Raw genomic sequence first — 22645 nt, forward strand, 5'->3', positions numbered from 1 at the left:
CAAGTTCCTTCATTTTGCCTCCAATTTTCTCGACAACGATAACTCCGATATTGCCAGATGGATATTTCTTTTTGCGGACAAACATAGTTAAAATATCTTTCGTTTCACCCAATATTAGGTGACACAAAGATACAAAATATTGTTTATCAACCAGTTGTAAAATACATGTTTTTTGAGTGACGAAGTCAGGAGGAAAAACACATTCTTTTTGCCACACCGCCTGCACAGTTCTACCGCCACCATGTTCTCTAGTAGCGATGTCTCTGAATTCATCAGGAACAGGTTCAGTAAGCCGTTATCAACGAAGTAGTATTTCTTCTGCATCTCCTTCTCCGTCAGCTTCCCAATCTCATTCTCCATAGGTAATATCAGCCAACTGTCAGCGGCATAATCCACATAGTCTATCGTAGTAGGCACACTGATGGGCGACCCCGTTGCCACTATCACGTTCCTCAGCCTGTTATATGACAGCGGTTGCTTCACGCTCTCTGCCATCTTCTTAATCAGGATGTTCAACACCCTGTCGTTCTTAATGTTGTTTCGGGCACAGATGTCACCCATGTAGATCTTCTGGTACAAGCTCGAAAGCATAGCCCGCTTGTTCTTAAACGACAGGATCTCTGGCAGACCACCGTAATAGAAGTACTCATTCAGATGTCGCTTTACTTCGCTTCTTTGAATCGTGTCATACTCCCAATGCCCCCTCAGTTCTACCTGCTGAGCTGCCAGATACTCTTTGAATGAATATGGGTACGCATCGCAAATAAAAAACCGTCCGCCCAACGTAGTTGCCACCTCCTTGCTCAGCATCTTCACATTGTTACCTGTCACATACACCCTGTATTTCGCATCAGCCAACCTACGCACGAACTTATCCCAATGCGGAATGTTCTGCACCTCGTCCAAAAATACCACCGGTTTTTTACCATACAGCTCCAGATGGGCTTCCAGCAGACTGTTAAAGTCTTCCGTCTGGAACTCCGCCAGACACTCATCCTCAAAGTCCACAAACAGAATCTCGTCCCATCCCTTTCTTTCCGCCTGCAACTGACGCACGCGCTGATACAGCAGATACGACTTACCCGCATGTCTCACGCCAACTATCACATAATTACCATTCTCTTCAAAGTCTATGGGACGGTCACAATCACCGCCTCATCTATTTCGCGCTGCTTACTAATCAGGCACTGTTTGATGACATCTTTACTAATACTCATATAAATTATATTTAATATGAATTACCAAATCTTATAAAGTTCGGTTTACATATTTAGACATTTTCTATAAAACAAAATTAATAACCTTCGATTTTTTATAATTTTTTATCCTCTTCCATTAAGGCGGAACGCTCCTCTGGACTCTTTCTTTTTAACAAGTCAGTCTTTTTGTCTTCTTGTTTCGGCTCTTTGAGCAGGTAGGCATTATCTGCCTATCGCTGGGATACATAAAAAGAAAAACCCAAGATTACGAAACAATGCACGTTTGTCCTTTGGAATAAAAGCTCGTTACCATTCATGTCCTTTGCCCTTGCTTATACATCTTCAGTCAATTGTTTCAAGTACATTTTTGCCAATAGGCAGATAAAGCAGCTTAGATTCCTTGATTCCTCTTATCCCAAACTCAGGTTAAAAGCTTTTTCAAAGGGATTCGTGTTTGTATGAAGAGTGTCATTTACAGTATTCACTTCACCTATATTATGCTCGGTAAACATTACGTCGGAGAACGAGTAAAAAAAATTACTTTATTCTCACAAAGAAAACCTTATTTATTTCTGTCGGTTTCTTGTAAGTTTTTTGCGGAGTTGGGGAATTTATATATATAATCGTATCCCCATCGTCAAATTCCCCCAATTGATCTATAATGCCATTATGATAGACAATTTCATTCCATTCATCCATTCCTCCAACCTTCCATGTTCCTACAGAATCAGCCATAAATGGCACGGAAAATGATAAGGAAAATGTCATATCAGAATTAAATATTAATCTTAAATTATTATATTTTTCAATAGAATCCTTATAAATTTCAGAATCAGTATGATTAAAATCTAATTTATAAATTCCTACGATACTATTTATTTTATTGTATCTATAATTATAATCAGATATGCACCAATATAGCACATATCCAATTATAAAAAAGAAGAATATTATAGCGGGTCTTTTCATTTTGGGTTCTTTATATAGGGCCTGCTAATTAGTTGAAAAACGTCTGGCACTATTCTTTGTCAGAGGTTATCATTTGGCCCAACTCCGCATAGAACGTCTCCACCTCGCCCAAATAAGTTTTCAATATCTTTCCATCGGGACCTATCAGCACCTTATAAGGATAGCCTTTCACCCTATATGCGGTCTCGACCTTCGCATCGCCGTCTCTCACCTGCGGCCACGGCAACTGGTATTTCTCCAAAGCCTGTTTCCATTTTTCGGCTTTGTCGTTGCAATCGATGCCCACAAACTCAATGCGGTCGCCGTATTGGGCATAGCATTCTTTCATTTTGGGAAATCCCTTGATGCACCATGTGCACCATGAGCCCCAAAAGTCCAGCAGCACATATTTACCTCGCAGGGAACTGAGCGTGAGCGTATCGCCTTGCGGTGTGGTGAGGGAAAAATCGGGGGCCATCGCACCGACTTTAGCCGTGTCGGCCACTTCTTTCTGAGCTTTCCTCATCACGGCCATCCGCTCGAAGGCTTCCTGCCACATATCCAAATATCCTTTGAAACGACCGTTGCGCACTGCGGGACTAAGCTTCCGTATGACCGGAACCACACGGTCCATATTCACGTCAAGCACCAAAGTCGCCGTGGCGTCCTCGTCGGGATGTTGTACGATGTACTCCTCGACCACAGGGTACATGCGCCGATTGATGTCACGGATGGCGACTTTGCGTATACTGTCGAGCCGAGCGGCATTGTCACCGGCAGCCACTCCCGCCTCATACTCTTTTTGGGCGATGTCAAATTCCTTGTGGAAAGACCTTCCCACGTCCGTCACTTTGGCGTACTGCTGATAGAATGCGCTGCCCGAAATGCGGACGCTATACTCGTCGATGAAATCTCCTTCAATGTTGACAAATTCGTTGGGGACAAAGAAAAAGTACATGACCTTTTTGGGACTGGATTTCAACCGAAGTGACCCTTGATAGGCCTTGTCTATATAAAGCGAAAAATTGAAATGGCCGTTGTTGACGGGCGTAGCAAAATTGATGATTTTCTTGTCCGGATTTCGCTCTACATACTCCACGAGGATGGAGTCGTTTCCAACGTCGGTCAGTGCGCCGCTCATCGTAAAATTGCTCTGTGCCGAGGCTCCTGACGAATACAGCCACATTGCCACCGACAAAATAAAGAATTTCAATTTACATGCTCTTTTCATCTTATTGGGATTTAAAGTTGTTTTCCAATGTTTCGGCAAGCTGCCTCATTTACGACAAAAATAGGTAAAATAGTTGATTTGTCAAAGTGTTTTCGATCTGTTTCTTTAATGTTTTAACACCCAAAGGTAGTCATTTTTGGTGAATTATACAAATATTACGATATATATATCATTGAATATCAAAAACTTATATTTTTATTAGAGCCTAAATGTAGAGGAAAGTATACAGCATCTTTTTATTTCTCTTTAACTGATCATACACACAAAGAATTGGAGGTGGGTCAGAAAGACTTTCATCCAGGATGTGCACGGGAGTTCTTTGGGACAAAAGATGTGCCTTTGTTAGAGTATAACTCAACCAATTACCCGAGCAAGTAATTCGTACCCAGACATCTCTAACGGGCGTACAACCCAAATTATCGCTGAACCTCAATAAACATAATGGTTGCAACCGACTGACTATCGTAGGTCTTTAGGGTGACTATATCTTTAAGCCGCAGACAGAAAGAAAACGAAAGAGTACAGGGAAATTAAGGAAAACAACCTATAAGAAATACCTTGAAGTTGACGAGTACGGATGGCCTTTGTATGACACATCAATAGGCTTTAATATGATACCTCTGTTCGGGATAAGCAGGGAATTTAAGCCAAATCTCTAATTAATTCCTTTTTAGTCCCTTTTTATTTGCTACTTTCTGTATTCAGAACATACTTCAAAGACTATTTAGAAGTTTCTCTATAAAAGCAAAAAGCGGAAAGCCTTTACTTATCGGACTTTCCGCTTGTTAGTAGGAGTGACCTCGTTGGGATTCAAACCCAAGACCTTCAGAACCGGAATCTGACGCTCTATTCAGCTAAGCTACGAGGCCATAATGAACGAATGCAAAAGTATAGAAAATTATTGAATTTAACAAGTATGTGTACTCAAATTATTCTTTTTCAGCCGCAAACCTGTTCTTTGCAACGTGTCCACAGAGCACGTCATCTTTTTGTGTGACGATAAAAATGGGAGTATATCCTTCATGATTCCTACTGATTGAATTAAGACAATATGAAAGATGAAGCGTTTATTTTTAATCATATTGACCGATTTACATCATTTATTCTTGTATATCTTCCATAAATTTTCTACTTTTGCATAACAATTAGTGAAAGCATTTTCATAAAGTTTTGAACGAATAAAGAGCAACTACACCAAAATGAGCAAATTGATAAAACCAGTACACTATCAAGCTTTGTTGGATATGAGACAAACAGAGCAAGGTATTAAACTTATCAAAGATTTTTTCCAACAAAATCTTGCAACCGAATTAAGACTCAGACGTGTCACTGCTCCCCTATTCGTCTTGAAAGGTTTAGGTATCAATGATGATTTGAATGGTATTGAGCGTGCTGTTACGTTTGCTATCAAAGATCTCGAGAACGCACAGGCAGAGGTGGTACATTCCTTGGCTAAATGGAAAAGGTTAACATTAGCAGAGTATAAAATTGAGCCACCGTATGGTATCTACACGGATATGAATGCGATTCGAGCAGATGAGGAATTGGATAACCTTCATTCATTGTATGTTGACCAATGGGATTGGGAAAGCTCTATCCGCCCTACCGACCGCAACATTGCCTTTTTAACAAATGTGGTACAACGTATTTATGCATCATTGCTTCGCACCGAATATCTTACCTGTGAAACGTATCCACAGCTAACGCCCTTTCTTCCTCACGATATTCATTTCGTTCATAGTGAAGAACTATTGCAAATGTATCCTGACTTATCGCCAAAAGAACGAGAGAATGCTATTTGTAAGAAATATGGGGCAGTATTCATTATTGGCATTGGTGGAAAGCTTAGTAATGGAGAAAAACATGATGGTCGTGCGCCCGACTATGATGATTGGTCAACAGTGACAGAAAATGGTTTGGCTGGACTTAATGGCGATATTTTAATATGGTATCCTGTCTTAGAACGTTCCATAGAACTCTCGTCCATGGGCATTCGTGTTGATAAGGAGAGCTTGTTAAGACAGTTGAAGCTTGAAAATCAGGAAGATAAACAGCAGCTTTATTTCCATCAACAGCTTCTAAATGATAAATTACCACTGAGTATGGGAGGTGGTATTGGACAAAGCAGGCTCTGTATGGTCTTGCTTCAGAAAGCACACATCGGAGAAATTCAAGCCAGCATTTGGCCTGAAGATATGCGTAAAGAGTGTGCTGCAGCAGGAATGAAACTCATTTAACTCGTTGTTCACCTCGCTCATCCTAAAACACACCGTGTTAACAGCAACAGCTCATAAATACGGCGGACAGTCTTGACAGCTCTTAAAAAACATAACCCAAATTGATATAGAAATTAGGTTGCTTTGTTTTTGTCGTCCAACCAATCGAACCTCCAAGAGGTCCGGCAATGCTTTGATAATAGTATGCGGCTTGTACACCGACCCTTAAGCTATGATCAAAAATATCATCCATTTTATCACCGTCTTTATAGACACCTACTTTAGCTATGATAAAATTATGATCAATTATACGTTGTTGAAATCTTAGTTGCGCCGCAACAAATTTATTTCTTACCAACTCTAAATAACTAATACCAGCGAAAGGCAAGTGCTGGTTCTCTGCATAATAATTGAAGTGATTTCCTCCAATCACCGTCTGTAAAATATAAGGAGGATTTTTACCAAACACACCTCTGCCGTAAAGCATCGGTTGTATTGTCAGTCGATTGCTCAAAGCAAATGATATTCTCCACATTGCGTTGACACTCCTAAATCCAGGCTCTTCGTCATAGCCCACAAAGTTGTTTGTATGATAGCCATACGTCGCTTCGAACTTGGCACCACGTGTTGGGAAATACCATTTATCCTCAGAGTTGTATTTCACACTCGCCTGATAAGTGATGAAATGTTGATTGCGCTTGTTGATTTGCCAGAGTTCTCGTTTCGCATCTTGTAACACAGCATTATATCGATAAAAATCAAAATAAGTGCCAAGTTGAAAATTAAAATTGCGGATATTAAAATCAAAAGGTATCAAACTCACCGTGTGTTGATTATAAATGATATTGGCGTCTCTTTCACCTTTTTCATAAATATTTATATCCTGGTGGCGGAACACATAAGAAGCATTGACCTTTCCCCAATGATTAAAATATAACGAGAAGTCGGCTCGCGCCATTGATCTCTTACCTAAACGCAGTGTAAAATCTGCAGCCATTGGCAAAAACTTATTTCTTACAAATAGCCCAAGATTGGCTTGCAGTGCCACAAGCTCTTCTGTATCAAAACGAACACCAAGTCTCGCCTTCTTCGTTTTATCGCCAATAGCAGCAATATGTAGGCATTCGCCCTCATCGGTTGGTGTGAGATAACAATCTGCATCATTATAGTAAAAATCTGCCCGCATTGAGTTTGCTATTTTTTGAAACATCCCTGTGTTGATGCTATCTCTCTTCAGAAGGTGAAACTTTCTCAAAGTAAACTTCTGATCTGCTGCATCCACCTTTTCAAATACCACATTTGCCAATTTAACTTTTTGGGGCAAGGTGTCTACGGTGATTTCAGTAAGGTATTTGGCTCTCTGACCTGGTTTAATTCCGAGTTCATCGCGGAGCTTAACAAGCTGGTCCCATTGCTTCATAGCAGCCTCTTCTCCTCGTCGAATCAAGGTGTCTATGGCTGATTTTGAGAAAGAAGTAGTACCATATCCATCTGTACACGAGCGGATAAAGATATCTGTATTCTTCACATTCTCATCATATTTTTTCTTACAGTTAATATCAATAATCTGTCCTATGACACTCCCTCTTCGTGTCAAATCATCCGCTGTCTTGTCAGGTTCCTGTACGCTTAGCCCTATCACCACATCAGCTCCCATTTTTCGGGCTACATCTACAGGGAAGTTATTACTCATACCTCCATCTACCAATACCATCTCTCCTTTTCGGATAGGAGTGAAAGCTCCGGGTATCGCCATACTGGCTCGCATCGCTTCTATCAGAGAACCACTATGGTACACATATTCGGCATCACCAATAATATCGGTAGAAACACAAGCAAATGGAATAGGCAACTTATTAAAATCAATGGAGTCACGGTATCGATAAACCAACTTCTCAAACAACTTGCGCAGATTTTTTCCATCAATAAGTCCTCCTGAAAAAGTTGGTTTCTTCTTACCAAAGTCCACATCTCTGGTTATGATATAAGTATTTTGCTTTTGGCGTCTCATCAAACTTTCGTTCCTTACATCAATTTTATCAGAGAGCATCAAGGTCCAGTCTTGCTGACGAACAATGCTATCCATGAGCTGACTATCGTAACCAATACTATATAGTCCGCCTATGATACTGCCCATCGAAGTACCAGTGACAATATCAACAGGGATGCCAGCTCTTTCTATCACTTTTAAGGCACCAATATGAGCGAAACCTTTTGCGCCACCGCCACTCAACACAATAGCGATTTTCTTGCGTTGTGGCTGCGATTGTACTGGTATCGCCAAAAGCAATAATCCTACTAATGTGAAAATGGCAATCTTTTTCATTCTGTTTTTGTTTTTATGGTTGTATAGAGTGGTTAAAAAATCGTTGCTCTGCCAAGGTCTCATACCTTGTACCAGGCTGTCCATAGTTAGCATAAGGATAGATGCTAATACCGCCTCTTGGCGTGAAAAGTCCTATGACTTCAATGTATTTGGGTTGCATGAGTTGGATTAAGTCTTTCATGATAATGTTCACACAGTCTTCATGAAAGTCACCATGATTACGAAAACTGAAGAGATAGAGCTTCAAGCTCTTACTCTCCACCATGAGTTTTTGCGGGATATATGCAATCTTAATCTCCGCAAAGTCTGGTTGACCTGTGATAGGGCATAGAGAAGTGAATTCTGGACAGTTAAATTGTACCCAGTAATCATTCGTTGGATGTTTGTTTTCGAAGGTTTCTAACACTTCTGGCGCATAATCCATTTTGTATTTTGTCTTCGAACCCAGCGCCTTTAACCCTTCATTTTTGCGAGTATCTTCCATTTGTATTTTCGTTTGAAATTGCCAATTTAGATATTAAAAACCTGTAACACGTTATAATCTACATCCTCATCGTAGATGTCCACGCCCTCATGTTCTTTCAGTTTTCGTACCACCCGAATCGTAATCGGCAATACTACAATTTCGTAAGCCGTTTTAAGTATCACCTGCCAAAACATGAGTGGTAAAAGTGCAGAGGTTGGAATAACACCAATAAATGCTAAAGGGAAGAAGATAAGCGAATCTACCCCTTCACCAAAAATGGTGCTTAAAATCGCACGAAGAGAGAAGTTTTTACCCTGCGAACTTATCTTCATTTTGCTCATGACATAAGCATTGACAAATGAGCCACATAAAAAAGCGATAAAAGAGGCAAAAGCAATTCGTGGTGCCAACCCGAAAATATCATGGAAACTCTGTCCTAAAGTCCAATAGCTTGCACCAGGAATCAGATCGCACAAGGCTGCCATCATGACAAAAAAGAAGTTCATGGCAAACCCTAACCATATCAACAGTCGAGCTTTGCGATAGCCCCACACTTCACAAACACAATCATTAATAATATACGAGATAGGGAACACGATAAGCCCCCCTGTGAGAGATATCGGACCTACGGCTATTTGCTTTGTTTCTAACACGTTTGCTGTTATCAAGCAAACACAAAAAAGGATGCTGAAAAGCATAAACAACACACTCACATAGTGATTTTTCTTTTCCATTTTTCTTGTTTTTTAAGAGGTTGACCAAGCACTCTGTTTTGAGCTAATAAAGGATAAAATTCATTGAAGGATTTACATCATCAGTCTTTTTGTAATTCCTTTTGTCTGCAAAGTTAGTTATTTTTAGTGAGATATGATGGCTATTTCAAAAAAAACAAGTATTTTTGCGCAAAACGAATATAAAATAAAGTACAATGAAAAAGTTATTATTGTTTACAATGCTTGCTTTGGGCGTCACAACCACGCAGGCTCAAAATGCCGAATATGTCATCTCTGGAAATGCACCAGAAGGCACTAATTGGGTGTATTATTTCTACAATGGCAAGTTTAGATCTGTGGATAGTGTGGCTGTGAAGGACAATAAATTTCAGCTAAATGGCACTCAACCCCTCAACACTTTTATCACAGTGGCTGCTGACCAGCAACACAGTGTTACAGTAGTGAATGATCACACCCCTATTACTGTCAACTTAAAGAATGGCAATGTCACTGGTTCACCGCAGAATGTACAGTTTGCGAACTTCCAAAAGGAACAGAACAAACTGGATGAAAAGATGATGGACATCTATAAAAAATATCAAGCTGTAGCCTCGGACAAAACGATTGAGGGACAAACTAAAAAAGGTGTCTTCGAAGGAATGATGGAACAAACGGAGCAAAAGCAGATAAAAGATATCTTAGCCTTTGCCAACTCGAACAAAAAAGGGGTGACTCCGGCTTACTTCTTAGGGCAGTCTTATTATTCACTGACCTATGAGGAGTTGGTTTCTGCATTGGACAATACCAGCGCTTACTATAACCATCCGATGATGGAAAGAGCCAAACAGCAACTCCGTTCTTTGGAAAAGCGCCGTCCCGGTTTGAAGTTTACAGATTTGGCAATGCATGATACCGAGGGAAAACCCGCAAAACTGAGTCAATGGGTAGGCAAAGGAAACTACGTATTGGTAGACTTCTGGGCGAGCTGGTGTGGACCTTGTCGCATGGAAATGCCAAATGTAGTGGATGCCTACAAACGTTATCATCAAGCTAAGGGATTTGATGTGGTTGGCGTTTCGTTTGACTCAAAGCTTGAAGCATGGAAGAAAGGGATACAAGATTTACAACTTCCTTGGCACAATATTTCTGATTTGAAAGGTTGGAAATGTGCGGCTGCTGATGTGTATGGCGTCAATTCCATTCCATGCAATATCTTGGTAGACCCTTCAGGACAAATTGTTGCACAAGACTTGCGTGGTGCAAAGCTTGCTGATAAGTTAAAAGAAATCTACGGATATTAAGAAATGACGGTTCTGCCAAACAGAACTATCCGTTAAATTTTACGCTGAAAATGAGCTGAAAAGTTGATAGAAGGGCGCTTAATGTACTCACTACATTTCGCTATCAACGTATCAACTACTATTTTACGCTCATAGAAAGCCAAGAAGAAAAAGAGGGTAAACTTTATCAATTCTAAAAAATAACTGAAAAAGTTTACCCATTTTTTTCTTTTTTTCATTAACTTTGTGTCGTTACTCCATTGACTTAACGTGCTTAACCCATTGACTTTGTGCCGTTACTCCATTGACTTAACGTGCTTAACCCATTGACTTTGTACCATTACTCCATTGACTTAACGTGCTTACTCCATTGACTTTGTGGCGTTACTCCATTGACTTAACGAGCTTAACCCATTAACTTTGTGCTGTAATTCATTGACTTAACGAGCTTAACCCATTGACTTTGCAGGCTTAACTCAATAACCTAACAAGCTTAACCCAATAACTTTGTGCTGTAATTCATTGACTTAACGAGCTTAACCCATTGACTTAATAGACTAATTCAGTGACTTAGCAGGCTTAACCCATTGACTTTGTATCGTTAACCCAATGACTTAATGCGCCTAATTCATTGATTTAATGAGCTTAACCCATTGACTTAACAGGATTAACGCAATGACCTAACAAGCCTAACCCATTGAGTTAATGTGTGCATTTGAAAGTTACGAAAAGCAAATATATCAGCATTAGCAGAGATAGATGTATTGATTGTTCGGGAAAATTGAACAAGAATGTTTGTGAAAAAAAGTTTTTTCTATCCTTTATTGCGGTGCATTCAAGGGTTTTTCGTAACTTTGTAACCAAATATACATTAAAGTATGACTGGAACAAAACAAATCAAGACAGCACTGATTTCAGTCTATCATAAAGACGGACTTGAATCTCTGTTATCAAAACTGCACGCAGAGGGCGTGAAATTTCTTTCAACTGGTGGAACACAAAAGTTTATAGAATCGTTGGGATATGAATGCCAAACGGTAGAAAGCGTCACCTCATACCCCTCTATTTTGGGCGGACGAGTGAAAACATTACATCCTAAAATCTTTGGAGGTATCTTGGCTCGACGAGACAATGACAGTGACCAACAGCAAATGAAACAATATGAAATACCTGCAATCGACTTGGTTATCGTCGACCTCTATCCCTTTGAGCAGACAGTAGCAAGCAATGCATCTGAAGCTGACATCATTGAGAAGATTGATATTGGCGGCATCTCGCTCATTCGCGCAGGGGCAAAAAACTTCAAAGATGTTGTCATTGTACCCAGCAAGGCAGAATATAGCATGTTGGAAGATATTCTCAATAAAGAAGGAGCACAGACAACTTTAGAGGGAAGAAAGATGTTTGCAGAGCATGCGTTCAAGGTGAGCAGCCACTATGATACAGCCATACATACATGGTTTACCAAATAATATGACAGATATGGATATCGCAAATCGAAGCGAAATCCAACATTAGGTCTCAATAAAATATTGATTTAGAAATGGGATTTTTTTCTTTTATCCAAGAAATTGCAATGGACTTAGGAACCGCCAACACTATTATTATCAGTGATGACAAAATAGTTGTTGACGAACCTTCCGTCGTTGCGCTCGACCGTCGTACTGACAAAATGATAGCAGTAGGCGAAGAAGCAAAAATGATGTATGAGAAGACGCACGACAATATTCGTACTATTCGCCCTCTGCGTGATGGTGTGATTGCCGACTTTACAGCCTGCGAACAGATGATGCGTGGACTTATCAAGATGGTAAGACCTGGTAGACGCTTGTTCTCTACCTCACTGCGTATGGTTATAGGGGTGCCATCAGGAAGTACAGAGGTAGAACTTCGTGCAGTACGCGACTCTGCTGAACATGCTGACGGGCGCGATGTGTACTTGATTTTTGAACCCATGGCAGCAGCCATTGGTATCGGTATAGATGTAGAAGCACCCGAAGGAAATATGATAGTCGACATCGGTGGTGGCAGTACTGAGATAGCTGTTATCTCTTTGGGAGGTATCGTATCCAACAACTCCATACGCACAGCGGGCGACGACCTTACTGCCGACATTCAGGAATACATGAGCAGACAGCATAATGTGAAAGTCAGCGAACGTATGGCTGAGCGTATCAAGATTCATGTGGGTTCTGCTTTGACTGACTTAGGAGATGAGGCACCAGAGGATTATGTGGTTCACGGTCCTAATCGTATTACCGCATTACCTATGGAAGTACCTGTTTGCTATCAAGAAATAGCACACTGTTTGGACAAAACTGTGGCTAAAATAGAGAACGCTGTCTTGTCTGCATTAGAGTCAACTCCACCTGAATTGTATGCAGATATTGTTCAAAATGGAATCTATCTCAGTGGTGGTGGTGCATTGCTCCGTGGTATTGACAAACGTTTGACAGACAAAATCAACATACCATTCCACATTGCAGAAGACCCTCTACACAGTGTTGCCAAAGGAGCTGGCATCGCATTGAAGAACGTAGATCGCTTCTCGTTCTTGATGAGATAAGGAGTGGTGTATTTTCACACTAATAATCAACTGTAAGTATGCGGAATCTCATTGAGTTTCTGGCACGTCAGCACCATTGGTTTGTATTTGTGTTACTTGAGGCAATTAGCCTTACCCTGCTTTTCAGCTACAATAATTACCAAAGTAGTGTGTGGTTTTCATCAGCGAATGTCGTTGTTGGTAGGATATATGACTGGAGTTCGCAGTTAGAGCATTTCTTCTCGCTCACCAAAGTGAATGAAGAGCTCACGGCAAGAAATATAGCGCTGGAAGAGAAGATTTCAGACTTATCTGAGAAACTGACAACAGTAACAAAAGATTCATCTTACGTGAAAGATAGCTTACTGCTACCTGTACAAGAGATGAAGTTGATTCCCGCCAAAGTCGTAAGCAACTCTATTATTCGGCCTGATAACCTCATAACTATCAATAAAGGTTCGAAAGATGGAGTGAAAAAGGACATGGGGGTGGTCTGCGGAACAGGGGTTGTAGGCATTGTCTATTTGGTATCTCCACAGTATTCAGTTGTGATTCCATTGCTCAATACAAAGTCCAATATCAGTTGTAAAATAGAAAATAGAGAGTATTTTGGCTACTTGATTTGGCAAGGTGGAGCTACCGACATTGCTTATCTGGATGACATTCCACGACACGCACGATTCAAGTTAAACGAAAATATCGTAACCAGTGGTTATTCGTCTATCTTCCCATCCGGAATAAAGGTGGGAAAGATTCTGCATGTGTACAACTCTGCAGATGGAGTTTCTTATAGATTAAGTGTCAAGTTATCAACGAATTTCAGTACGTTGCGCGATGTTTCTGTGGTCGATAACACGGCTATGAAAGAGCGCATAGAACTGATGAGGGCAGCCAGCGATTCACTGGAAGCTAAATAAAGATAGGAGTAAAGAGATGGGGGTTGATTTATTGAAAGGTATATCCATATTTGTAATATTGCTGTTATTACAAGTGCTGATATTTAACCATATCCACCTCTTTGGTTTTGCCACACCCCTTTTGTATGTGTACAGTATGTTGCTGTTTAGAAGAAACTTCCCAAAATGGGGCATTTTGGTTTGTGGATTCTTGGCAGGACTAAGTGTTGACATCTTTTCAAACACGCCCGGACTGGCTTCTGCCAGTATGACATTTATCGGATTGATACAACCCTATGTATTAATATTATTCTTGCCACGTGATAGTGCGGAAGACTTACAGCCGTCGATGCACACATTAGGCATATCTGCCTTTTGGGGCTATGCCCTTGTATTAGTGTTCTTGTATTGTCTCATCTTCTTTTCGCTCGAAGCATTCAACTTCTTTAACTGGCTTCAGTGGCTCAAGTGTGTCGGTGGTAGTACGGTTTTAACGCTGGTTCTACTCATGACAATAGAGAATGTTAGACGAGGGTAGACATGCAAAGTTGACCCACGAATTGACGAATGAAAGATTATAATCTTGAAAACCGCAGGTATGTTATTGCAGGGGTGGCCATTACTATTGTGGTCATCTATACCATTCGTCTGTTTACTTTGCAACTGTTGAGCGATGATTATAAAAAGAATGCTGACAGTAATGCTTTTCTTAAGAAAATAGAATATCCGTCTCGTGGAATCATTACAGACCGTCATGGCAAACTGATGGTGTATAATCAGCCAGCTTACGATATCATGGTCGTGATGAATGAGCAAAAGGGTAGAATAGATACACTCGAATTTTGCGAAGCCTTGGGCATTACCAAAGAGTTCTACCAGCAACGAATGACGGAAATTAAAGATCGTTACAAGAATCCGGGTTACTCACGGTTTACGCAACAACTGTTTATGAGTCAGCTCAGTGATAAAGAGTTTAGTATCTTTCAGGAGAAAATGTATCGGTTCCCAGGGTTTTATGTTCAGAAGCGTAGCATTCGACAATATCAATATCCATACGCAGCACATATCTTAGGAGATGTGGCAGAAGTATCACCCAGCGACATTGAAGAGGATGATTATTACCAAGCAGGAGACTATATTGGAAAATTGGGCATTGAACGTTCTTACGAGAAACAGTTAAGAGGACAGAAAGGGGTTCAGATATTATTACGCGATGTTCATGGTCGCGTGCAGGGCAGTTATCAACATGGAGCATTAGATAAAAAGCCTATACCCGGAAAGAATTTAACGCTTTCTATCGATTTACAATTGCAAGCACTCGGTGAGCGACTGCTGGAAGGAAAGATAGGTAGCATTGTCGCCATCGAGCCTTCTACGGGTGAAGTGCTGTGCATGGTATCTACACCTACTTATGATCCACGTTGGTTAGTGGGAAAGAAACGCAGCAAGAATCATCTTGCTTTACAGCGAAATATTTGGAAACCTCTCTTGAACCGTAGCATTATGGGACAATATCCACCCGGTTCAACCTTTAAGACGACACAGGCTTTGACGTTTCTCTCAGAAGGTATCATCTCCCCTTCTACCCCATTTGCCTGCCATCGAGGATTTTATTTCCGTGGACTTCACGTAGGTTGTCACGGTCATGCTTCACCCTTAGCGTTAATTCCAGCTATCAGTACCTCATGTAATGCTTATTTTTGTTGGGGGTTGTATTATATGATGAGCAATCGCAAGAAATATAAAAACGTACAAACAGCCATGAACACCTGGCGCGACTATATGGTCAGCATGGGCTTTGGATACAAGTTAGGCATCGATCTCCCTGGAGAGAAGCGTGGTCTCATCCCCAATGCAGCGTTTTATGATCATGCTTATAAAGGCTCATGGAATGGACTGACGGTGATTAGTATTTCGATTGGGCAAGGCGAAGTCAATCTTACCCCATTGCAAATCGCCAATCTCGGGGCCACCATTGCAAACCGAGGATATTATTATGTACCTCATGTTGTGAGAAAAGTACAAGGCGAGGCGATGGATACGCTATACACTCGAAGGCATTATACCAAAGCAAGTAAACGAGCTTATAATTACGTTGTGGCAGGAATGCGGTCGGCTGTAGAACGAGGAACATGTAGGTCAGCAAACCGATCTGATTATATTGTCTGTGGAAAGACAGGTACAGCAGAGAACCGTGGACACGACCATTCCGTATTCATGGGCTTTGCTCCCATGGACAACCCAAAGATAGCCATTGCCGTCTATGTTGAGAATGGAGGATTTGGTGCTGATTATGGCGTTCCTATTGGGTCTCTCATGATAGAACAATACATCAAAGGAAAGCTTTCACCAGCATCAGAGGCGAAAGCAAAGGTATTTCAAAATAGAAGAATAGGATATGGCAAGAGTAACCGATAAACCGTCTAGCGTCTTTCGTTCATTAGACTGGTGGACCATTCTTATCTACATGTCACTGCTCATCTTTGGCTGGCTAAGTGTCTGTGGAGCAAGTTACACGTATGGTGATACCGATATTTTCAGTTTGAGTACGCGTTCAGGAATGCAAATCATCTGGATTGCTTCGTCCATTTTTCTCGGATTTGTCTTGCTCATGTTAGATGACAGATACTATGACATGTTTGCATATATCATCTATGCCGTCATGCTATTGTTACTTTTTGCAACCATATTTAATCCCCACGAGATAAAAGGTTCAAGGTCATGGTTAGTGCTTGGTCCCTTGCGTCTACAGCCTGCAGAGTTTGCAAAGTTTGCTACTGCCTTGGCTGTTGGTAAATACATGGGACGATATGGCTTTAATATTCATAAGTGGAAAGACTTTGCTTATGCGTTAGGCATTGTACTTTTACCCATGCTTTTCATCGTAGCACAGAAAGAAACGGGTTCTGCTTTGGTTTATTTATCATTCTTTCTCATGTTTTATAGAGAAGGAATGCCTGGCAGTGTTCTATTCACTGGGGTGGCTATGATTATTTATTTTGTCGTTGGCATCAAGTATGAAGACGTACAGTTGTGGGGACTTCCTGTCTCTTTGGGTAAATTCATTGTCATTTTGCTCTTACAATTGTTTTCAACATCCATGGTTTACCTCTACTGTAAGGATAAGAAACAGAGTCAACTCCTCACGCTTATTTCACTCGGCATCACTCTCATTGCCCTGTTGTTTGCCAAGTTTGTAGTGCCATTTGATATCGTTTGGGTTCAATTAGTTGTATCATTCGCCTTGATTGGCTTTCTACTTTACTGCTGGTTAGCAAGCCAATATAAGAGTTATCTCTATATTGCATTGTTTGCATTGGGTTCATTGGCTTTCTTTTACTCTGCCGATTATGTCTTAAATAATGTGATGAAGCCTCACCAAAGAGTGCGTATAACAGTGCTGTTGGGCTTAGAAGAAGATATTTCGGGGGTGGGATACAACGTGCATCAGAGCGAAATTGCCATTGGAGCTGGTGGACTGAAAGGTAAAGGTTTCTTGAATGGAACCCAAACAAAACTAAAGTTTGTTCCCGAACAAGACACAGATTTTATTTTCTGTACGGTAGGTGAAGAGGAAGGGTTTATTGGATCGGCAGGCGTATTACTGCTTTTCTTGGCTTTAATCTTACGACTTTTGAAAATGGCAGAACGACAACCTTTTGCCTTTGGACGTATCTATGGTTATTGTGTCGCCAGCATCTTTTTGTTCCATGTCTTTATCAATGTGGGCATGGTACTTGGGCTTACCCCCGTTATTGGCATCCCTTTACCATTCTTTAGCTATGGGGGTTCATCACTATGGGGCTTTACCATCCTGTTATTTATATTCTTACGAATTGATGCGGCACGCAACATCGTTCATACGTAACAATACGACAGAAAGGAAAAACGGGAGTCAAACCCAAATTATCATTGTTTTTGACTCCCGTTCTTGATACGTTACTTTTTATTTTTCTTATCTATTTTCTCCCAGTAACGTTTACCTTTTTCCTTCAATTTTGCTGTAAAAGCTTTTGCTTGGGCATCATTTGCCGCCTCTTCTTCAGGAGAGGCAAAAGCATGCGAATAACCCTTTATCGTATTCCAACCACCTCTTGTAAAGTCGGGCACCTCTACTGGAAGACAACCATTGTCCATGGATATCGCTCCCAATTCAGCCAAACAGCACCATTCTGCCAAGTCATAAACATCAATGTCCATAGGCAATCCGTTCTGTAGGCAATAAACCAAACGGCAGTCCATGATGAAATCCATACCGCCATGGCCGCCTACTTCCTTCGCTTCATCGCCATATTTTGTAACCAAAGGACTTGCATAAGCTTTTTCCAATGCCTTCATATCTTCCTTTGAAAGGTACTCATGCCCCGACAAGTCATCGTTCGAAGGAGACACGCCACCTTGCTTCATGTTCTTTGAAGATAGTGCATAGCCCTCAACGGGATATTTGTTGGCAAAGCCTTCAGTACCTGTGAGCTGATACATTCTATTATATGGTTGAGGAGTCATGACGTTATGATGTATCTCAATCACTTTCCCTTGCTCCGTTCTAATAAGCGTTGTAGTTTGGTCTCCATTGGCAAATTTCTCACAAGGCTTTCCACTCATCTGCTCAACGTGTTTCTTTCCATTGAATGACTTTGTGTCCATGGCTACCAAAGTCTTCATCCTATCGCCTCTGTGGATGTTCATTACCTGTGCTACTGGACCAAGTCCATGGGTAGCATAAACATCTCCACGATATTTTTGATTATAGTCCAATCGCCATCCTAACTTGTCGTTTTGGTCTTTTTTCCAATAGTGATCCCAGAAAGGAGATAGCTCGTGGCGGTATGCTCCTTGTGCATAGATGACTTCACCAAACAAACCTTTCTGTGCCATGTTCAACGAATTAAGCTCAAAGAAATCATAACAGCAGTTTTCAAGCATCACACAATGCAACCGAGTCTTTTCTGACATGTCGATAAGCTGCCATATTTCGTGCATGTTCATCGCAGAAGGAACCTCGATGGCCACATGCTTCCCATTCTCCATAGCACACTTAGCCACTGGAAAGTGGTGCAACCAGTCGGTAGCAATATATACTAAATCAATGTCTTTGCGCTTGCAAATTTCCTCGTATCCCTTTTCACCACTATAGATATCGGCAGCTGGCATCGAGGCTTTTCTCAAGTACTTTTGACAGTCTTCTGCTCTTTTCTTCTCATAATCGCACAATGCCATGATCTGTATACCGGGTATATGCGTCCATCTCTCCACAGCACCAGGGCCACGCATACCCAAGCCAACGAAAGCCACGCGTACGGTTTTCAGTTTTGGCGTTTTTAATAACAAAGCCGACTGCTGTCCTGCTGTCCGCTGAGGTACTTCGGTAACAATCTTTCCACCTTCGATTTTATACTTCCAATTGAATTGTGCCATTCCCTTACTGGGCAACAACGTAAGTGCTGCTACAGCAAGCATCATAGATAATGTCTTTAACTTTTTCATTCTTTTATGGGTTAATAATAATATAGTTAGTTTTTTTGGGCGTTACAAAGATACAAATAAAAAAGGGAAAATGGACATTTGCCAACTCAAAAAATATCTTCAGTGAGCAGTTCAACATCCTTTTCTCCCCCTTCCACACAATAGAGAAAACACATCTCGGCATGCGTGGACTGACACCTCTCTACAGATTTACTTTCTTATAAGGGTGATACCCACGTTGCTGATACCTGGTAGAATCTCCCTTTTCATATCGTGTCTTACCTTGATATGAAGCGAATCACCCTGCTGCAACTTTAACTGAGTTATATTAAAATCGTATTGATAATAGCTGATACCTCGTCCCTGTGCTATCCCGTTATTGCCAATGAGTTCACAATCCAAGGTGTCTACATATTTATTACGATGGGGCAACACCGTTTGCTCTATTATCAGGGTCAGACTTTTGAAAGGAAAACTACTGTTGATGCGCATGGCTAATTTAGCTTGATAGTTGCCCGACTGGCGCATCGGTGGCACATCAAAGGTCAAAGTATCATTTTTTTCCCACCCAGAAAGAGGTGTATGCTGAAATCGATCATACACCTTGCCTTCATTGCAAGCAAAAAAAAGCAAACAGCAACAAACGAATATCCCTACATTTTTCATGCTCCACTACTGATTCATCGTCTCTTCCGAACGTCTTCTTTCTGTTGGGCGACCTTCTTTGTCCATGGGCTTTCGGCGATTTCTGTTTTGACTTGCCCCACGTGTTGCCTCCTGTTCAGAACCTTGTTGGCGTCTTCTTTTCCGTTTCTTCGTTTGATCAAATCGACTAATGTCAGCTCCCGCCAACAAATCAACAGGACGTGCTTTTTCTTTTTGTCTACCTTCCGAAAGCAACGATGCAGGTTTTTCACCCCGCTTGTTCATCTCTATAATCTCCTTGGCACGATGAGTGGTAATCGTTTCCAAGTTAGCACCGAGATTTTTGTCCGTAGAATAGGTGACTAACCCAGCCAAGATGTCCGCCTTAAAGAAATAGTAATCCCCATCAACGGTTTGCAGAATAATCTCTCTACTTGGGATTTTCCTGCTTGATTCCACATAGTCATCAGCTTCATAGTTGAGACAGCACTTCAGTTTGGCACACATCCCAGCCAATTTTTGTGGATTTAAGGAAATGTCCTGTATGCGAGCGGCATTCGTGCTTACTGATACAAAGTTCTTCATCCACGTGGCACAGCACAGTTCTCGTCCGCATGGACCTGTTCCGCCGATACGTCCTGCCTCCTGTCGAGCACCTATCTGCTTCATCTCAATACGCACATGAAAGGCATCCGCCAACACCTTAATGAGTTGTCTAAAGTCCACACGTTCATCGGCAATATAATAGAAAATGGCTTTGTTGCCATCGCCTTGGTATTCCACATCTCCTATTTTCATCTGTAGCCCCAAGTCTTTAGCAATCTTCCTACTTTGTATCATCGTATCATCTTCACGTGCCTTCGCCTCTTCATACTTTTGCATGTCCACGGGCTTCGCTATTCGATAAATCCGTCGTATCTCATCAGGAGACTTCAGATTGGCTTTCTTAATTTGGAGTTTCACCAAACTTCCTGTCAACGTTACCACTCCTATGTCATGCCCTGGACTTGCTTCTACTGCTACAATATCGCCTTTTTTCAAGTCCAGTCCGTTCACATTATGGTAATATCCCTTACGTGTATTTTTGAATTGTACTTCAACCAAATCTGTCGTTAGGTTATTACCCGGAACATCAGCCAACCAGTCGTAAGTGTTCAGCGGTCTGTCTTGACGACCACAAGACCGACGACAGAGTCCTCTGTCACAACCGTTGGCTAATTTGAATTTCATATTTTTGTAATCCATTGTTTCTTTTTTGTCATGAGATTTCCTGCACTTGTCTCTACCGTTAATAACATCGGAAGGCGCATCATCTCTATTATATGTTTATTTTCTCATCAATAGCACAATTAAATGCAAGGCTAAATCAAAAAAAACAATTTTAGCATTGGCATTTTGTCCTATATCTCTGCGTGCCGTTGCCAATAGCTCTTCAATTTCAATCACATTGGCTTCATTCACAAACCGAGCAAAGTTTTTAGTAAAATCTTCTTCTTCCTGCGTCATATAAACGAGTTCAGGTTGCTGAAAGTTATACATAAAACTTTCACGAATCATCCTACTGAAATAGGTCAGCATCCGCCGTTGCTTTTCACGTCCAAATCCTGCCACGCTATCTGTCCATTTCTTCAAGCTCCTGATATTGCGCATATAAGCCAAGCGCATCAACAGCTTAAAGGTGTCCAAGAACTGCTTGTTCTCGTTGTCTGCGCTCAATGTCTGCAATGCCCTAAGCCAACTGCCGTTTGCGATACGAGCAATATCATGTGCATTGTTGGCTTCTATTCCTCGTTGCTGTATCAGTGCTTGCTCAATAGCCACGTCTTCTATACGTGGAATATCGATTCGTTGCACACGACTCAGAATGGTTTCTAACAGTCGGTCAGGTTCTTCGCATACCATTAAGAACAAAGTTTGCGAGGGAGGTTCTTCTAACAACTTCAACAGTTTGTTGGCGCAAACCTGATTCATTCGTTCAGGTAGCCATATTAAGCAAACCTTATACCCTCCTTGACTGGACTTCAGACTTAACTTCTGCGTCAGGTTGTCACTTTCTGCCTCAAATATTTGAGCCTGTTGGGTAGTTGCCTTCATGTACTCAAGCCACTGGTCAATGCTAAAATAGACGGTGTCATTGAGCAACGTTCGCCACTCTTTGCCAAAATCGTCACTAATCATTTTGTGATCGGAAGATGTACCTGTGGGACGAATCACTGGATACGTAAAATGCAAATCGGGGTGTTGCCAGTTACGCAACATCGCCTCGGCATTGAGTATGGCACTTTCTGAGGCAAGGATAGACTGTCCGTTTGCGTCTCGCTCTCCTAAGACATAAGAGGCAAAAGCCAAAGCCAAAGCCAACTTGCCGCATCCTTGTGGACCACAGAGCATCAGCGCATGTGGCACACGATTCTCGTGTACCAGCTGCACAAGCCGAGCCTGTGCCTCCTCCTGACCAATCACCTCGCTGAATTTCACTGTCCTCAATGGTTGATAAAAGCCTTACATAAAAAGCACTTTCATGCCAATTTACGTTGTTTGCAAAGTTACTAAAAATTACGCAAAATTGTTACAAGGTATCAATATATTTGACTAATTGCAATGGGAAAAATAGTAAAAAAACGTACAAACAGTTCTTTATAATTGCAATATTTTACTTCTTCCGCACCTTTGGCTACATTTAGCCGAATTTTGAAAATGCGCTAATGCGCTTA

General features: G+C 41.3%; 18 protein-coding genes and 1 tRNA gene. 8 read left to right on the top strand and 11 right to left on the bottom strand.

The genetic code is table 11. The features are described 5' to 3' along the window. Positions 1–114: 114 nt before the first annotated feature. From BN35_RS04570 to BN35_RS04585, 4 genes are all read right to left on the bottom strand, one after another. Complete coding sequence (locus BN35_RS04570) at positions 115–1107, bottom strand: ATP-binding protein (protein WP_234396761.1); 993 nt, start codon at positions 1105–1107, stop codon at positions 115–117. 629 nt (positions 1108–1736) lie between these two features. Next, positions 1737–2168, bottom strand: a complete 432-nt coding sequence (locus BN35_RS04575) for a hypothetical protein (protein WP_025072742.1) — start codon at positions 2166–2168, stop codon at positions 1737–1739. A 49-nt stretch (positions 2169–2217) separates the two neighbouring features. After that, the gene (locus tag BN35_RS04580; protein ID WP_051275201.1) at positions 2218–3378 is read right to left on the bottom strand and encodes a TlpA disulfide reductase family protein; all 1161 of its coding nucleotides are present in this window, start codon (positions 3376–3378) and stop codon (positions 2218–2220) included. A gap of 795 nt (positions 3379–4173) precedes the next feature. Beyond that, a tRNA-Arg gene (locus BN35_RS04585) sits at positions 4174–4247 on the bottom strand. Between the two features lie 330 nt (positions 4248–4577). Here BN35_RS04585 and asnA point away from each other — a divergent pair. Further along, positions 4578–5615, top strand: coding sequence for an aspartate--ammonia ligase (gene asnA, locus BN35_RS04590; RefSeq protein ID WP_025072744.1), 1038 nt, complete (start codon positions 4578–4580; stop codon positions 5613–5615). A gap of 82 nt (positions 5616–5697) precedes the next feature. Here asnA and BN35_RS04595 read toward each other — a convergent pair whose 3' ends face one another. The 3 genes from BN35_RS04595 to BN35_RS04605 are packed head-to-tail and all read right to left on the bottom strand — an operon-like array spanning position 5698 to position 9120. After that, on the bottom strand, positions 5698–7920 hold the full coding sequence (locus BN35_RS04595; protein WP_028901224.1) for a patatin-like phospholipase family protein: 2223 nt from the start codon (positions 7918–7920) through the stop codon (positions 5698–5700). Positions 7921–7933: 13 nt separating this feature from the next. Then, entirely contained in the window at positions 7934–8404 is a 471-nt protein-coding gene (gene queF / locus BN35_RS04600; protein WP_025072745.1) for a preQ(1) synthase, read from the bottom strand. A gap of 26 nt (positions 8405–8430) precedes the next feature. Beyond that, positions 8431–9120 (bottom strand): queuosine precursor transporter, encoded by a 690-nt coding sequence (locus BN35_RS04605; protein ID WP_025072746.1) that lies wholly within the window; start codon positions 9118–9120, stop codon positions 8431–8433. A 194-nt stretch (positions 9121–9314) separates the two neighbouring features. Here BN35_RS04605 and BN35_RS04610 point away from each other — a divergent pair, with 194 nt between their 5' ends. The 7 genes from BN35_RS04610 (at position 9315) to rodA (ending at position 17688) form a co-directional block, all read left to right on the top strand. After that, on the top strand, positions 9315–10400 hold the full coding sequence (locus BN35_RS04610) for a TlpA disulfide reductase family protein (protein WP_025072747.1): 1086 nt from the start codon (positions 9315–9317) through the stop codon (positions 10398–10400). Positions 10401–11257: 857 nt separating this feature from the next. Then, positions 11258–11851, top strand: a complete 594-nt coding sequence (locus tag BN35_RS04615; protein WP_025072748.1) for an IMP cyclohydrolase — start codon at positions 11258–11260, stop codon at positions 11849–11851. A gap of 71 nt (positions 11852–11922) precedes the next feature. Further along, positions 11923–12945 carry a rod shape-determining protein gene (locus BN35_RS04620; protein ID WP_008125450.1) on the top strand — a complete coding sequence of 341 codons (1023 nt, stop codon included), beginning with the start codon at positions 11923–11925 and terminating at the stop codon, positions 12943–12945. 38 nt (positions 12946–12983) lie between these two features. Beyond that, positions 12984–13841, top strand: a complete 858-nt coding sequence (mreC, locus tag BN35_RS04625) for a rod shape-determining protein MreC (RefSeq protein ID WP_025072749.1) — start codon at positions 12984–12986, stop codon at positions 13839–13841. 16 nt (positions 13842–13857) lie between these two features. Beyond that, entirely contained in the window at positions 13858–14358 is a 501-nt protein-coding gene (mreD, locus tag BN35_RS04630; RefSeq protein WP_025072750.1) for a rod shape-determining protein MreD, read from the top strand. A gap of 29 nt (positions 14359–14387) precedes the next feature. Next, on the top strand, positions 14388–16238 hold the full coding sequence (mrdA, locus tag BN35_RS04635; RefSeq protein WP_025072751.1) for a penicillin-binding protein 2: 1851 nt from the start codon (positions 14388–14390) through the stop codon (positions 16236–16238). Beyond that, positions 16219–17688, top strand: coding sequence for a rod shape-determining protein RodA (gene rodA / locus BN35_RS04640; RefSeq protein WP_025072752.1), 1470 nt, complete (start codon positions 16219–16221; stop codon positions 17686–17688). The genes mrdA and rodA overlap by 20 nt, the downstream gene beginning before the upstream one ends. 71 nt (positions 17689–17759) lie before the next feature. On the opposite strand, the gene BN35_RS04645 is transcribed toward rodA, so the two are convergent. The 4 genes from BN35_RS04645 to BN35_RS04660 all read right to left on the bottom strand — a co-directional run bounded on the left by BN35_RS04645 (position 17760) and on the right by BN35_RS04660 (position 22409). Further along, positions 17760–19307: a Gfo/Idh/MocA family protein gene (locus tag BN35_RS04645; RefSeq protein WP_028901223.1), complete on the bottom strand. Its 1548-nt coding sequence runs from the start codon at positions 19305–19307 to the stop codon at positions 17760–17762. 189 nt (positions 19308–19496) lie between these two features. After that, a complete protein-coding gene (locus BN35_RS04650) occupies positions 19497–19952 on the bottom strand; it encodes a gliding motility lipoprotein GldH (RefSeq protein ID WP_025072753.1) in 456 nt (151 codons plus the stop codon). Positions 19953–19958: 6 nt separating this feature from the next. Continuing rightward, a complete protein-coding gene (locus tag BN35_RS04655) occupies positions 19959–21176 on the bottom strand; it encodes a PSP1 domain-containing protein (RefSeq protein WP_025072754.1) in 1218 nt (405 codons plus the stop codon). Between the two features lie 81 nt (positions 21177–21257). Further along, complete coding sequence (locus tag BN35_RS04660; protein WP_025072755.1) at positions 21258–22409, bottom strand: DNA polymerase III subunit; 1152 nt, start codon at positions 22407–22409, stop codon at positions 21258–21260. Positions 22410–22645: the final 236 nt, after the last annotated feature.

Origin of the sequence: Hoylesella timonensis 4401737 = DSM 22865 = JCM 15640 (genome assembly GCF_000455445.1) — a bacterium.
GTDB classification, from domain to species: Bacteria; Bacteroidota; Bacteroidia; order Bacteroidales; family Bacteroidaceae; genus Prevotella; species Prevotella timonensis.